This is a genomic window from Flavobacterium sp. MDT1-60, assembly GCF_014844035.1.
Classification (GTDB): Bacteria; Bacteroidota; Bacteroidia; order Flavobacteriales; family Flavobacteriaceae; genus Flavobacterium.
The window spans coordinates 3,093,385-3,108,922 of record NZ_CP062159.1 but is presented as its reverse complement, the minus strand read 5'-3'; the positions used below and the strand labels follow the sequence as shown (position 1 = coordinate 3,108,922).

General features: G+C 33.9%; 11 protein-coding genes. 3 read left to right on the top strand and 8 right to left on the bottom strand.

Annotation, left to right across the window (positions count from 1 at the left end; translation table 11 throughout):
• Positions 1–173: 173 nt before the first annotated feature.
• The 3 genes from IHE43_RS12955 to IHE43_RS12945 all read left to right on the top strand — a co-directional run bounded on the left by IHE43_RS12955 (position 174) and on the right by IHE43_RS12945 (position 4,368).
• Entirely contained in the window at positions 174–1,847 is a 1,674-nt protein-coding gene (locus IHE43_RS12955) for a GLPGLI family protein (protein WP_192184270.1), read from the top strand.
• Between the two features lie 202 nt (positions 1,848–2,049).
• Positions 2,050–3,381 (top strand): alpha-L-fucosidase, encoded by a 1,332-nt coding sequence (locus IHE43_RS12950; protein WP_192184269.1) that lies wholly within the window; start codon positions 2,050–2,052, stop codon positions 3,379–3,381.
• An 18-nt stretch (positions 3,382–3,399) separates the two neighbouring features.
• On the top strand, positions 3,400–4,368 hold the full coding sequence (locus IHE43_RS12945) for a M20/M25/M40 family metallo-hydrolase (RefSeq protein WP_192184268.1): 969 nt from the start codon (positions 3,400–3,402) through the stop codon (positions 4,366–4,368).
• 286 nt (positions 4,369–4,654) lie between these two features.
• Here IHE43_RS12945 and IHE43_RS12940 read toward each other — a convergent pair whose 3' ends face one another.
• The 8 genes from IHE43_RS12940 to IHE43_RS12910 form a co-directional block, all read right to left on the bottom strand.
• The gene (locus IHE43_RS12940; protein ID WP_192184267.1) at positions 4,655–6,220 is read right to left on the bottom strand and encodes a SusD/RagB family nutrient-binding outer membrane lipoprotein; all 1,566 of its coding nucleotides are present in this window, start codon (positions 6,218–6,220) and stop codon (positions 4,655–4,657) included.
• 31 nt (positions 6,221–6,251) lie between these two features.
• Entirely contained in the window at positions 6,252–9,590 is a 3,339-nt protein-coding gene (locus IHE43_RS12935) for a SusC/RagA family TonB-linked outer membrane protein (RefSeq protein WP_192184266.1), read from the bottom strand.
• Between the two features lie 277 nt (positions 9,591–9,867).
• Complete coding sequence (locus tag IHE43_RS12930; RefSeq protein ID WP_192184265.1) at positions 9,868–10,884, bottom strand: LacI family DNA-binding transcriptional regulator; 1,017 nt, start codon at positions 10,882–10,884, stop codon at positions 9,868–9,870.
• A 542-nt stretch (positions 10,885–11,426) separates the two neighbouring features.
• Positions 11,427–11,678, bottom strand: coding sequence for a hypothetical protein (locus tag IHE43_RS23645; protein WP_225585096.1), 252 nt, complete (start codon positions 11,676–11,678; stop codon positions 11,427–11,429).
• Between the two features lie 56 nt (positions 11,679–11,734).
• Complete coding sequence (locus IHE43_RS12925) at positions 11,735–12,763, bottom strand: alpha-L-fucosidase (protein ID WP_225585094.1); 1,029 nt, start codon at positions 12,761–12,763, stop codon at positions 11,735–11,737.
• Between the two features lie 53 nt (positions 12,764–12,816).
• Positions 12,817–13,596 (bottom strand): SDR family oxidoreductase, encoded by a 780-nt coding sequence (locus IHE43_RS12920; protein ID WP_192184264.1) that lies wholly within the window; start codon positions 13,594–13,596, stop codon positions 12,817–12,819.
• Between the two features lie 67 nt (positions 13,597–13,663).
• Complete coding sequence (locus IHE43_RS12915; RefSeq protein WP_192184263.1) at positions 13,664–14,011, bottom strand: L-rhamnose mutarotase; 348 nt, start codon at positions 14,009–14,011, stop codon at positions 13,664–13,666.
• A 430-nt stretch (positions 14,012–14,441) separates the two neighbouring features.
• A complete protein-coding gene (locus tag IHE43_RS12910; protein ID WP_192184262.1) occupies positions 14,442–15,308 on the bottom strand; it encodes an AraC family transcriptional regulator in 867 nt (288 codons plus the stop codon).
• Positions 15,309–15,538 lie beyond the last annotated feature (230 nt).

Here is a 15,538-nt window from a genome sequence, read left to right as displayed (position 1 = left end):
AAAATCAGCTCAGATCATAATCTCTATTTCGTAATCCTATAATACTAGAACACAATGGAATCAGAATTTTATTCGTCTTTAGTTAAATCGATTTAGTAAAATAACGAAACCTCTTTTAATTTACCAAATAACCGTCAGTTTTTATTCAGGGAGCTGATCAACAAAACCAAAACATGAAGAAAACTTTATTTACATTCTTTGCTCTTTGCTTAATCAATTTATCTTTTGCACAAAAAACAAACAAAGCGATTAAAGTTACATACCAAAGAAGTTATAACGGAAAAGTGACTCCAAATCAGGATCCTTTATTTTTATACGCATCGCAAGATCTGAGTTTGATCACAACAGATAAAATCATGCAACAAAAAGCGGATCTTCCGTTCGAGCAGACTTTTGTTGATTTCAAGACCAAAACCATTTTGCAATTGGCACAACTTAAAACCAATAAACTGATTCTCAATCGGGATAATGAAGCTTTGGGAAAACAAAAATTTGAATTCACAGCTGAAACCAAAAAGATTCTAAATTTCAATTGCAAAAAAGCAATAACCATAGTGAATTCGAATAAAATCGAAATTTGGTACACGAATGAATTGGGACTAAAAGGCGGACCAAGTGTTTTGGGACAAGATTTAGGTTTGGTTCTGGAAACTATTCGTAACGGGAATAGCATTGTTACAGCTACCAAAATTGAGAATTTAAAAACAGTTCCGGCAATTCTTTCAATACCAGCAGTTCAGGAAGTTGACCAATTGACCTATAAAGATTTATTGTGGAAAAGCCGTTTTGTGAATATTTCTGTTTTTAACAAAGAGCAAATTCATTTTGTAAATGATGCAAAATCGAATGACAGTATCTTTAGATACGCCAGTGGAACGGTAATTGTTCGAAAGGTAAAATTCCCTGAAATAAAAAAAGGAAGTTCTATTTATGTAGATGTGACGCAACAATCGAACGGTGATGCCTATGACAGAACCGGTTCGGTTTTTATGATTCCAATGGATAAAAAAAGTTCTTTTCTTGACGGATTAAAAAATGGAGTCAACACATTACCGGTTTATGAAAACGGGAACGGTAAAAAATATCAGGGTGTTGCGGCGACAGACGATTATACACCTTTGCTGGAATTGATGCGCTTTTTTACTCCTTTTGGTGTGAAGCATTTTAACTATCTACAATTAAAAAATAAGGTTTGGCAGGATAGTGTTTTCTATCGTCAGGACATTTCGCTTCTACAACCCAAATTGAGTAATCAGGAAGTGTATATCGGAATGTTTATAGGAAATTATGATGCGGGCGGACATAAAGCAAGTTTGAACATTACGATTCATCAGGGCGAAGATAATAATCCAAAAGGCGATTTTATTTTACCCCTTTTCAATACATTAAATGTAATGGAAATGGCCGGACAAGAATATGCCACCATGTTTGATAACGAAAAAGGATTGGAAATGACTTTTGAGGTGCCGGAAGGATATAAAAATTTCAAATTGAGTTACACCACAACGGGCCATGGAGGCTGGGAAAATGGTGATGAATTTTTACAAAAAAAGAACACAATTTTTATTGATGGAAAAGAAGTTTTTGGATTCACACCATGGCGCACCGATTGTGGTTCGTATCGATTGAGCAATCCGGCTTCGGGGAATTTTGGAAACGGATTATCATCTTCTGACGAAAGCCGTTCTAACTGGTGTCCGGGAACCACTACTAATCCAAATCTAATTGATTTAGGAAATCTTTCGCCTGGAAAGCATACTATTCGTGTATCCATTCCACTTGGAAAACCCGAAGGAACCAGCAGCAGTGCGTGGAATGTTTCCGGATTTTTGATTGGAGAAAGGTAATTGATGATTATATTTAGATAATATCTACTTACTGGCTATGAGGAAGTCTTTATATATTTAAACTTCAAAAAAACGTAAATTAATTAAGCGCAATGAGTTATGGCTTTTGTTAAATCTATCGTCATCATTCTAAATCCTTATTTAATTCTGGTTTTTAATCACTATTAAAACTTTACTATCAAACCACTTAACTTTAAAAAACATGAAAAAAATCACACTTTGCCTGCTGTTTTTCTCGATGAGCTGTACGACATTATTAGCACAAACCTATACTCCATCAGAAGGAAATCTAAAAAACAGAAAAGAATTTCAGGATAATAAATTTGGAATGTTCATTCACTTTGGACCTTATAGTGTTCTTGGGAATGGTGAATGGATTATGACCAACCAAAATATAAAAGTTACCGAATACGGAAGATTGCTTAACGTTTTTAATCCACAGGATTTTGATGCCAAAAAATGGGTTGGCACTGCAAAAGCGGCCGGAATGAAATACATCACTTTTACAACCCGCCACCACGACGGTTTTAGCAATTTTGACACCAAATTATCCGATTGGAAAATAACAAATACGCATTTCAAAAGAGATCTCTTAAAAGAATTAGCCGACGAATGTCATAAAGAAGGTATTAAACTCTTTTGTTACTATTCACTTCTGGACTGGACCAGAACAGATTATCAATACGAAACAGGAAAAACAGGACAAGGAACTGGCAGAACTAAAAAGAGCGACTGGAACAGTTATATCGCTTTTATGAAAGGTCAGTTAACAGAATTACTGACCAATTACGGAGAAATTGGCGGAATTTGGTTTGACGGACATTGGGATCAATTGGATAACGACACCGATAAAACATTGACATCAAAAGTAAACTGGCATTATGACGAGATTTACAAATTGATTCATTCCATCCAGCCGAATTGTTTAATCTCTAACAATCATCATCTTACTCCAATTCAGGGTGAAGATTTTCAGGCATTTGAAAAAGATTTGCCAGGTGGAAATACTTCTGGATTTGGAGGACAATCTATTTCTCAATTGCCTTTGGAAACCTGTGAAACCATGAACAATTCGTGGGGTTTTAATATCAATGACAGAAAATACAAATCAACCAAAGATTTATTGCATTACTTAATAAACGCTGCCAGTCTGAATGCCAATTTTCTTTTGAATGTCGGGCCAATGGCTGACGGAACGATTCAGCCCGAATTTGTTGCAACTTTAAAAGAAATAGGAATCTGGATGGATAAAAACGGAAATAGTATTTATGGAACAAGAGGCAATGTGATGAAGCCACAAGATTGGGGCGTATTTACTGCTAAAGATAAAATTTGGTTTGCACATATCATTAATACACCAAAACAGACTACTTATATTTTTATTCCTGAAATGAAACAAAAAATTAAAAAATGTTATTTGATGGACAGTAAAAAAGAACTAAAATTCAAACAACAACCAGAAGGAACTTTTGTGTATTTGGATGGCACAAAGATGGATGCAATCGATACGATAGTTGAAATGCAAATACAATAAGATCATAATTATTATAATATGTTTAAAAAAATTCTTTTCCTCTCTGTTTTAGCTTTTATGGCAACCGAAAAAGGAACTGCACAATCTACATTTTCAGTCGAACAATTCCTGAAACACGATACTTATTTGGCTTCGGATAAATTAGAAGGACGTCTTGCCGGAACAAAAGGCAATAACGAAGCGGCAGCTTACATTAAAAAATATTTTAAAAAATTTGGACTGAAAAAATTCAATAACGATTATTATCAACCATTCAAAATATTCATAAAACCCGACATCAACAAGATGAAATCGGACAGTGTAGCAACTCAAAATGTTGTGGGCTATATAGAAGGCTCTGATGAAAATCTAAAAAAGGAATTCATCGTCATTGGGGCGCATTATGACCACTGGGGATGGGGCGGAAAAGGTTCTGGCAGCAAGAAAAAAGATACGCTTGCAATTCATAACGGAGCAGATGATAATGCCTCAGGAGTTTCCGCACTTTTATCTATTTTAGAAGAATTTCATCATAACAAAATGGCTCCAAAAAGAAGTATTATTTTTATTTCTTTCAGTGCTGAAGAGGAAGGTTTATTGGGTTCTAAGTATTTTGTTAATCATCTTCCTGTAGATAAAAATGCCATAAAAGTAATGATCAACATGGATATGGTAGGAAGATTAAATGATAAAAAAGAACTTTATATGGGCGGTGCCGGAACTTTTCCTGGCGGTGTAGAACTGATGAAAAAACTAGGCGAAGGCAGCGGACTAAATCCGATTGTTTTTGCAGGTGATGTAGGTGGTTCTGATCATGTTACTTTTTATAAAAATGATATTTCCGCTATCGGCTTGCACACAGGCGGGCATCCACAATACCATACACCAGAAGATGATACCGCTTTGATAAACAGCGAAGGAGCTATTTTAGTTTCTAAATATATTTACAATGCTTTGACCGCAATTGCTAACTACGGACAACCGCTAACTTTTATCAAGCAGAACTAAAATACAGACAATCTTTCTCTACTGTCTTTTTAGAGTAAAGATCAAAAATAAAAAATCGGTGAACTGCAGTACAATCAACTGCAAATTCGCCGATTTTTTTATGCTATACAGTTCTAATATTCAGAATTGAAATTGATAAACATTTGTTATTGATATTGCAATTGTCATTGATATTGATATTGTCATTGAATATTGCCATTGATATTCAAAAGAAACCCCATCCTCCGTGATGATCCGGACTCTGGGGTTTCTTACTAATAAACAAAATAATTAATTTAAAGGAGGATTATTTTACATCCCAGAAAATTTTAGTACCTAAATTATCTTTATCCTTAACTGTGTTATAATTAGTTGTATTATAAATACTTTCATTAGCTGGATAGGTCCAACGCGTTGGAGGAGTTTTTCTGGTAGGGCTTGTCTCATCTTCGATGAAAGTTAAAGCTGGTAATTTTAATCTTCTTTGTTCAGCCCAGGATTCATCAACCTGCATAATATTGTAATGAATATACTTTTGGAAAGCAATCAATTCCAATTGAGCAGCAGCTGTTGTAGCACCTGCAAAATTAATTTTAGCAATATAAGCTTCAATTTCTACTGTCGTTGGTTCGCTGGTTGGTTTCCATGTAGTATCATCAGCTTTATCACCTAATCTTACATAGTATTCAACCGATTGTCTGATTGCTTTTTCGAAATATGTTTTTGCTGTTGCAGCATTTCCACTTCTTGAATAATACTCTGCCAAAAGTAAGTTTACCTCTGCCGAATTTACCAAAGTACCTGGTAACCAGTCGTTTCTACTAATTACAGATCTGTTGTAGATCGCAATTTTACCAGTGCTTACTAAATTATCCTGAGCTGCTGATCCCAATGCCGGATCAAGTCCCGTATAGACAGTTGCAGTTGCTCCTTTTTCAAACAACCAGGCTTCACGAGGATCACTATTCGCATTCATATGGTCAATCATAGGTTTTGGAGCCAGATTGTTATTAAAACTCTCTAAAGCATCAAAGAACCCTGAAGTATCTAAATCCGTATCTTGTGTATATATTCTAAATGCGATATTTTCTGCATTTTCGTCTACAATTTTTGCTTCAGCAATAATTTCAGCAATCTCACTATTTGCTCTTGCAGTAAAGGCAGGGACAGCAGAAACTCTGTTCAGTAATTTCAAACGTAAAGAATTACAATAGTTTTTCCACATTACCAGGTTTCCTTTGTTGATCAGGTCCTGATTCTTGAATACTGTTTCTACTCCCGCAGACAAGGTTATTGTATTTAGCTCCGTAGAAAAAGCTTTCAAATCATCCAGCATCTTAACATAAAGTTCTGTCTGGTTGTCATACTTAGCTAACGCTGCAGTATAATCTCCCCCTGTCATGCTAATTTTACCTGCTTCAGAAAAAGGAATATCCCCAAAATTATCGATCATTTTTGCAGTATGATCATACAAGTAAATCGTTGAAGTTACTGTGAAGATTCTGTTAGCTGCCTGATCTGCTGGAGACAAAGAGCCCATAACTTTTTCCAACTCTCTATATTGGGTAATAAATTTGTAATATCTGGTCCATCTGTCATTTACAGCTGCGCCTGGAACGTAACGTCCAGTGGTATTAGTAAATCCGTGTCCTTGTGTATAACTTAGAGAAGTTGATCTTAGAACCGTAAAATAATTCCAATATGCTGGAATCACATCCTCAAAGTTAATTTTCATAAATCCTGCATATTGTTTAGGCACAGTTGTCTGGGTTACAGTAGCTGGGTTTCTATAAGCATCTGCAAAATCCTCATCTGAACAAGAGCCCAGAAAAATTGCTGCTGTTGCTAATGATATATATAATAATTTTCTCATGTTATCTATTTTTTAATTATAATTTATAAAATTAGAAAGATGCTCTCAACATTACTCCATAACTTCTGGTTGATGGGCCTAATCCTGCATTGTTCACATTTTCAGTCCATCTTGATCCTGAAGTAGTTGCTTCAGAGTCCATATCTTTAATGGTTCTATAGAAATAAAACAAATTACGTCCGAAGAAAGACAAACTTAATTTTGTAGCTCCAAATTTACTGGCGTATGATGATGGCACATTAAAAGCAAGTGAAACTTCTCTTAATTTAACATAATCATTCTTTTGAATGTACAACTCATAACGAGAAATACTACCATATTGTGGACCACCCCAGTTGTAAGTAAGAGCATAATATCCTGCCTGAGATATAACATTTGTATTTTGTGTACCATCTGGAGCAATACCATCCATCAACATACCATCACGGTATAATGGTTGACCAGCTGGCCCTGCAGTAGCACTATTAGGAACCTGAACTCCTTTTCCACCATCCAAATAATAAGTCAAACCACCACGCTCATTAGTACTATAATTCAGAGTCTCTTCTGTCAAACCTCTAGAATTCATCCAATTAACACCTGTAGGCATTAAATAACCTCCATAAGAGTAATCGATACTTACATCTAATGTAAAACTTTTATAGGTAAATGAGTTCAACAAACCTCCAACACCTTTAGCCATAGCAGATCCGTATTTTTCCCATTTGTCTCCATCAAGCATATAATAACCATCAGCATCAACCATTTTATTACCATTTGCATCTGTTTTTACCGGGTGTGCATAAATACCTCCCATCTGTTCACCTACCACTGATTTTAGCTGTGCAGCTGATCCATCATAATCTTTATGTAATAATTCGGTTGCACCGTTAGCTAATTTCACAACTTTATTCGTGTTTTTTGCCCAGTTTAAAGTTACATCCCATGAAAAATTCTCTGTTCTAAACGGAGAACCAGTCAGAGCTACTTCAAAACCTTGATTGCTCAACTCCCCTACGTTAGCTAATATCTTATCTGCTCCTGAAGTCTGAGCCAGACTTAAATCAAGAATTTGATCTTTAATCTTTGCATTGTAGTAAGAAAAATCTAAACCTAATCTTCTATCAAAAAATTTAGTTTCAAAACCAAGCTCATACTCATTTTTCATTTCAGGTTTGATTCCCTCATTTCCATATCTATCCCACATTGAAGTTGTAGTCAAAACTGGACTAACAGTCCCTTGAGACCCCAAAGGTGTTTGAGTAAATGCAACATTAGCAGCATAACGATCTGGATAGTTACCAACTATACCCCAGGAACCGCGCATTTTTGCATAACTAATGAATTCTGGCAACTCAACTGCATCTGACAATACGAAACTTGAATTTACAGATGGGTAAGTAAAAGCATTGTTATCTGGATTCATTGTAGAAGTTCGGTCTCTTCTTATCGTTCCTTCAATGAACAAATAATTTCTGAAGCTACCACTTAAAGTTCCAAAAACTGCATCTTTAATCGTTTTTTCTCTTTTTGAAGTACTTGTAGCTATTCCGATAGATGAATTCATATCATACCATCCTTCAACACTTAAACCTCCATTGGTAGAACGCGTTAAAGTTCTAAAAGTATCCTGTGTACCTGAATAACCAGCAACAGCGTTTATCCCAAAATCCTCATTTATTTTTTTATTATAGGTCAATAATAAATCGCCATAAAGAATATTATAATCCTGGCCCTCCATCATAAATGAACCTGAACTATCTCCTCCAAATTTATAAATCAAAGGTATTTCTACAGGATTTTTATCTTCAATGTTTATTGAACTTAAATCAGTTGAAATACGACCTCGTAAGGCTAAATCTTTAGTAATTGAAAGCGTTTCTGTAACACTGGCAATTATACGATTTGTAACCTCCGTTTGCTGTTTAGCATTTGTATTCCAAAAATAATCTCCAATATCAGCTTTAAAACCATTATAAAAAATATTTTCATCTGGAGTCAAACTTTGAGTTTGCATACCTGTAACATATTTATATCCTAAACTGGTTTTATATTTAGCTTTGTACCAATCTCCATTATCAAAAGGACTCATCATACCTGTAAAGTTATTAACCAAACGATCCATACCAAAAGTTCGATTATTTACACTCTGATTTAAATAACTTATAATTACATCTGTTTTTAATTTACCTGTTTTAAATGAAGTATTTAAGTTAAAATTGTTCTTTTTGTTATGGTTACCCATGCTTAAACCTTCAGACTCAATATGTGTATAAGAAAAACGAATACTGCTATTTTCTGTATTGTTTGTAAGTGCAAAGTTTGTCGTTGCATCCCATGCATTTTGGAACATATTTTTATATCCATCTCTTTGAGCAGAATACGGGCGTATAACACCGTCCCAAGATCTAATTGGCTGTCCATCAAACCAGTTACCAAAGTTAACTGAACTAGCAGGTACCTCTCTCATGTCAGTAATACCATCCTCATTTCTATCAAGATGCGCAAAACCATCTGGTGCGCGATATGCTCCAGGATTGAAGGCTGGATTAGCATATCCCGGACCTCTTTCGTATTGAAATCTTGGCAAATAGGCAATCTGATTTCCTGAATAACTGGTACTGAAATCAACACCTAAACCTTTTTTTCCCTTACCAGATTTAGTAGTAATCAAAACAACTCCATTTACTGCTTCAGAACCGTATAATGCAGCAGCAGAAGCTCCTTTAAGAATGGAGATGTTTTCAATATCCTCAGGGTTAATATCTGCTAATCCATTATTTTTAACACGTGGTGCATTCCAGTAGTCATCGTTTTTAATCTCCTGATCACGAATTGGCACACCATCCATTACTATAAGAGGCTGGTTTCTACCTGTGATCGAGTTAATTCCACGGATCTGAATATTGATTGCTCCAGCTCCACCCGGAGTAGAACTAATACGCACACCCGGTGCTTTACCGTATAAAGAGTTAGCAATTGTAGGCGAAGCTGTTTTTACAATGGCATCTGCTTTAATTACACTCGTAGCATAACCAATTGATTTATTCTTTTTAGATTGCCCCAATGCAGTTACCGTAACACCTTCAAGTTCATTAGTTCCACTAGCTAACCTGATTTTCATTCCATCAGCAGCTTTTAATTCTGCTGTTTTATACCCTATTGAACTTACAATAAGAGTAGCACCTTCTCTTACAGAGATTGTAAAAGCTCCGTTCTCATCTGTAATCGTTTCTGCTTTTGTTCCTTTTTCTTTAACAATAACTGATGGAACGGGCAAATTTGCATTATCTGTAATAACCCCAGAGATTGTTGTGTTTTGCGCTTTCGCATTCTGAAAGCACAATACCATTAGAAAAACTAACAGCGATTCATATAACAGTTTTCTCATAATTAATATTAGTTTGGTTTGGTTTTTAAATTTTGTTTTTCATTGAAGATTTCGATTTCTAAAAAATAGGGAATACTAAAATCTTTAATTTTAAATTACCGGCTTCTCCTTATCAGAATCAGGTAATAATTTTCTCGATTAATACTCTGTTTTTTTTATATCATAAGCTTTTTGTTTGTTTAATAATTTGTTTAAGTTTTCTGAATTATTTTCTGAAATTGTGGTTTACCAGTACTATAACGTTTTAGTGTTTTGATTTTAAAAAAAGGCTTTTTAATTATGAAACTGATTCCCTTATAATTAGATTGCCTTTTTTCTTCTCTTTTTCAATTTTATAATTACTTCCGTCATTCATTTGCATCATTAATAACCTTACAGCTTTTTTTCCCATTTCTTCAATTGGTTGGGATAAAACGGTTATAGAGGGCGAATGCAATCTAAAACTGTCGTGATCATCAAAACTAATTACTGCTTTATCAGTTGGGATTTTTAATTTCAATTTACTTAAGGACTGCAAGCCCGCCAGCAACAAATAATTTGCCCCAAACAATACAGCATCTATTTCGGGACTACTACTCAAAAAATCAGCAATCTTTTCTATTCTTTCCTCTGCAGGAATACGGTATTCCAAATCAAGTATTTTAGTTTCATCATACAAGCCCGCTTTTTTCATCGCATTACTGTAACCCTCTTTTCTGAACCGCATCTGAATTAATTGTGAGTAATTACTAATAAACGCAATTTTTTTAAACCCTTTTTCCAAAAGATAATTGGTTGCTGTTTCTCCTCCCTCAAAATTATCCAGCACGACATGGCTTACCTCTTGTTCTTCAAAATAACGATCAACTAAAACAACCGGACATTGAAGTTCTGATAAGCGGTCTATAGTTGCTTTCATGTTTTCTGTAGGGGTGATAATAAAACCATCAACATTAGCCTGTAATAAGCTATTCACTAGTTCAATTGCCCGGGCATCATCTCCGCCTGTACTACAATAAAATACTCTGTAATTTAAATTTATTGCCTCTCTCTCAATTACTCTTGCCAAATCAGAAAAAAACTGATTTGAAATATCTTCGACAATAAGCCCAATAGATCTTGTTTTACCAGTTCTTAAACTACTGGCGATCATATTGAGTTTGAATTTCATTTCTCCACTAATTTTAAGAACTTTTTCAATCACTTCCTTGCTGATCCCCATCTTCTCTCCCTTATCGTTCAGTACAAATGAAACCGTAGTTACCGATACATTTGCTGCTTTCGCGATATCTTTGATGGTGATCTTTTTTTTCATGAAACGTTAACTTTATCTTAAACCTTCGTTAATTATTATTAGCAAATATATATTTAATAAAACGATTTACAAAAACGTTTTAGTAATTTTTTATTTGTTATTATTACTTTTTAACATTTTATAGGAATAATTCCTATTTAAAGTTACAATAGTCTACAGATTAAACAAATACAGATTATTCAACGAATAGCTTTTTATCATAAATACAGTAAAAACCTATCGCATTTTGATAAAAATTAAAGCCTCAAAAAAAGCACCTGTAAAATCAAAAAAATTATGATATTGTTAACATAAATAGAGAATACTTAAAATTCATTTAACTTTTTTATTTTAACAGTTTTCCAGAACTTTTTTTGCAAGCATCATTTCTTTTTTTTTTACTTTTCTTAAAAATTGATTCGATAAATTATTTTCATCTCCTGCTCCTCGTTTTTACTTCAATTTTAGTATTTTCAAAAGTTTTAAGTATTTTTTTACATTTTAATAATCTTACTTTTGAAACACCACTGAGGCATGAATTATAATCTGTTATTTTAATGATATTAGTTAGTTAAAAAACCACCCTGACCTCTGTATAATTTAACTGGCGTATTTAAAGTAACTTTAATACATGTCACATATTTATCGACAGCGTTCTCTGGCAAATCAATATAAACCAATCCGGGAACGGCGCTCCAGGAGATTTTACCTACTACTTTATGAGTCAATTTTACGTTTGATCCCAAAACCGTAATATCTTCAATTTTATTATCAATACCTTTCAGCATCAATTGTCCTGAAGTTTTTCCGTGCACAAATAAATAAAGTGTTTTTGAATCTTTAGAAAGTGTCGTTGGTCCGTAAAAATGTCCTAATGGAATTCCAGGAATGGTTCCGAAATCCCTTCACCATTTCTTCTGTTCCAATCACCTAGTTCTTTCAATGTAGAAACAACAGTTTCGGGATAAGTTCCATCAGGTTTTGGGCCGATGTCTAATAATAAATTTCCTCCGTTTGAAACAGCATCCACAAAAATAGTGATGATTTCATAAGGCGTTTTCCAATTGGTGTCGCTTACGCGGTAACCCCAGTTTTCATTCATGGTCATACACAATTCCCACCATTTGAAAGCTGGACGCACAACCGGGAAATTTTGTTCCGGAGTATCATAATCGCCATAACCCTGCAAACGACCATTGATAATTGTATTCGGATTTCTGTCTAACATCATTTTACGCGTTTTTTCAGCCTGCCATTCTTCTGCGCTGTGTTCCCAGTCTCCATCAAACCACCATAAATCAGGGTTGTACCAATCTGAAATTTCTTTGATTTGCCCCTGGAAGAACTTTTGAAAACGTTCCCAACGAGCCGGCTCTTTTTTGATGTCATAACGCGCTTTATCTTTCAGAAATCCCGGATAATCATTATGAGTCCAGTCGATTAATGAGAAGTATGCACCGCATTTTATATCTCTTTTACGCAATTCTTCAAAAAAAGGCTTCACCATATCTTTTTTAGCAGGACAGGTTTTTACCGAACTTAATTTTCCTAATTTGGTATCGTACATCGCTACACCATCATGATGTTTTGTTGTAATTACTGCATATTTTGCACCTGATTCTTTAATCATATCCGCCCAGGCCGCAGGATCATAATGGCTTAAGGTGTAGCTTTTTTGTTGTTTCATATAATCTTCAACAGAAATATTTCCGTTGTGAAAACTCCAGGATTCAGAGACATCGGCAACCGAATAAATTCCGGCATGGATGAAGATCCCTAATTTGGCATCTTCAAACCATTTCATTTTTTCAGCAATATCCTTTGCCGCGATTTTGTTCTGCGCATTCCCTGTGATAGTTGTTCCAACGACCAAAGCCGCTAAGATTATTTTTTTAATCATTTTTATCTTTTTACAATTATTTACTATTTAATTCTAAAGGCTTCAATTAAAAATTATAACGAACGATCTAGATGTGTATAGCCTCCATCTACATAAATCAACTGACCAGTGGTGTGGCTTGATTTATCAGATAATAAAAACACGACCATATTGGCAATTTCTTCTGCAGTTGTCATTCTGTTTTCTAACGGAATATTAGCCATAATTTCTTTTAATTTTTGCTCCGGATTTTCAAGTGTTTTAATCCACGTATCATATAATGGCGTATAACATTCAGCGACTATAACCGAATTTACACGGATTCCGTATTTCAATAATTCAACAGCCCATTCGCGGGTTAAAGCATTACGCCCACCATTTGAAGCGGCATAAGCTGAAGTATTTCCCTGTCCGGTATCAGCAGTTTTTGAACCAATGTTTACAATTGCTCCTTTTGTTTTTTTCAACTCCGGCAAAGCGTGTTGTGCCATCAGATAATAATGTATCAGGTTTTTATGAATTGATGCCACAAATTTTTCGTAATCACCACTTTCTAAACCTACCCCATCATTTACGCCTGCATTATTGATTAACCCGTCAATTCGACCGCACATTTTGACTACTTGATCTACTGCATTTTTACAAGCTTCCGGATTCGTTAATTCAGCAACTACAGACAAGGCTTTTCCTCCGTTCGCTTCTATTTCTTTAACCGCTATTTGATTGTCGGCATCTGCTCTGCCAACTATTACCGGAATCGCACCTTCTGCAGCTAAAACTTTACAGATTCCAAGACCAATTCCTTTTGCGCCACCCGTTACAATAATTATTTTGTCATTAAGATTAAGATTCATTTGTTCTGTTATTTTTGGTTGGATAGTTAGTTGTTATACGATTAAGATGAACTTGCCATCAAATCGATTATTTATTCTTATGCAGGTCAAATATTTTTTCCATCAACATCCATTTTTCACCTTGTTTCGCTCCTGGCAATGCTTTTTGATATTTCCACATGAGTTCTTCCCATTTCTGAACCACCGGATTATTAGCATCCATCTCCCCTTTTCTTTCAAAAGTAAAAGTTTCGTTCGCCTCGATGATCATAAACATTCTGTTGCCTGCGCAATAAATATCAAGATTTTCAATCCCGGAATTGACAATACTTTCTGTGATTTCCGGCCAGATCTTTTCATGATATTTTTTGTATTCAGCGATTAAACCCGGATCGTCAATCAAATCTAATGCGAAGCAATATTTTTGAGTTACCATAATTATTCTATTTAAAAATTTACGCTTAAAACCTAAAAATGAGTGATTAAACAATTGACAAATTTGCCAAACATGAGATGCTTTTTGCTTTCTCCATTTATTAATGAAAGGAAGCTGATTCACTAAAACGTTTTACATGCTCATGTACAACATTTTGACACAATCTCAAAAAAATAAAATTATTTCATTATTATATTAAATATTAGCTCAAAATTATCATTAATTAAGCAATTATTATCTTTATAATTAATTTCACAATTAAACGAGAAATAGCTGCACATTTTAGAAATAATTTAGGAACTAAAAAAATAAAGATTATTTACAAAATAAAGATTCAAAAAAACATATTAAAAAACAAAACAGATCTAACAAAATGATATTGCATCACTGCCTAATATTATTTTAATTAAAAAAGAAGAATTCTCCAATCTTAAACTAAAGCATTTTTTCGATATTCCTTTGGAGTTGTTCCAATTAATTTTTTGAACAGCTTATTGAAGTTGGAAGCTGTTTTATAACCACATTCGTAAGCAATTTCAGAAATTCCCAAATCGGTTTCAATTAAATATTTACAAGCATTTGAAACCCTGATTTCATTAAGGTATTCTACAAATGGTTTTTTGGTTTTGGCTTTAAACATTCTGCAAAAAGACGTAGGCGTGAGATTAGCGATTTTAGAAATTTCATCAAGTGATATTTCTTCTTTATAATTTGTTTTTACATATTGAAAAACAGCAGCAAGCCGATCATTTTTATTTTCGTCGCTGACAGAAACATACGAATCATCATTGATATACCTAAGATCTTTGCTTTTTGATAAAAGAAATAAAATTTCAATCAGTCCCATAACGACTTCAAAACCTTTCTTTTTGAGCAGTTTTTCCATCTTTTTAGAAATGATTGCATTAGTTTGTCCGGTAATAGATACACCTTTTATGGCCTGAGAAAAAAACTTTTTGACTTCCAGCGCTTCCGGTAATTCATAAAAAGAATCTCCAAAAAGATCTCTGCTAAAATAAATCACTATAGCTTTAGCTTTTAAACTATTTATTCCTTTATAAAAAATTTCATCATTAAGCCAAACATGTGGAATATCATCTCCCAGAAAAACCATATCTCCGGATTCGAAACATTCTACAGAATTTCCAATGATACGTTTTCCGTGACTTTCTAAGATATAAACCAACTCAAATTCCGGGTGCGAATGAAAAGGCGATTGGAAAAAAGATTCCTCACGTGAAAACACAGATAGTGACGTATTTGTATAAGAAGCGATATTTGTTTTAACAATTTTCATTTTTAGAATAACAATGATAATTAATAACTAAATAAGGATAAAATTGGAGTATTTATTAAATTAATTTAGATATAATTTTATATTTCATAAAAAACAAAAATAGCAAAAAATCTTTAAGGCATTACTAAATCGATTTAATAAATTTAAAAAAATGTAAAATTATCGGAAATAAATTGTTAAATCATCAATTTTATTATTTTTTAAGTAAAACGATTTAGTAAAAGTCTGAA

Coding starts and splice junctions, on each gene's coding strand:
- IHE43_RS12955 (WP_192184270.1), top strand. CDS start 174: ATGAAGAAAACTTTATTTACATTCTTTGCTCTTTGCTTAATCAATTTA.
- IHE43_RS12950 (WP_192184269.1), top strand. CDS start 2,050: ATGAAAAAAATCACACTTTGCCTGCTGTTTTTCTCGATGAGCTGTACG.
- IHE43_RS12945 (WP_192184268.1), top strand. CDS start 3,400: ATGTTTAAAAAAATTCTTTTCCTCTCTGTTTTAGCTTTTATGGCAACC.
- IHE43_RS12940 (WP_192184267.1), bottom strand. CDS start 6,220: ATGAGAAAATTATTATATATATCATTAGCAACAGCAGCAATTTTTCTG.
- IHE43_RS12935 (WP_192184266.1), bottom strand. CDS start 9,590: ATGAGAAAACTGTTATATGAATCGCTGTTAGTTTTTCTAATGGTATTG.
- IHE43_RS12930 (WP_192184265.1), bottom strand. CDS start 10,884: ATGAAAAAAAAGATCACCATCAAAGATATCGCGAAAGCAGCAAATGTA.
- IHE43_RS12925 (WP_225585094.1), bottom strand. CDS start 12,763: ATGATTAAAAAAATAATCTTAGCGGCTTTGGTCGTTGGAACAACTATC.
- IHE43_RS12920 (WP_192184264.1), bottom strand. CDS start 13,596: ATGAATCTTAATCTTAATGACAAAATAATTATTGTAACGGGTGGCGCA.
- IHE43_RS12915 (WP_192184263.1), bottom strand. CDS start 14,011: ATGGTAACTCAAAAATATTGCTTCGCATTAGATTTGATTGACGATCCG.
- IHE43_RS12910 (WP_192184262.1), bottom strand. CDS start 15,308: ATGAAAATTGTTAAAACAAATATCGCTTCTTATACAAATACGTCACTA.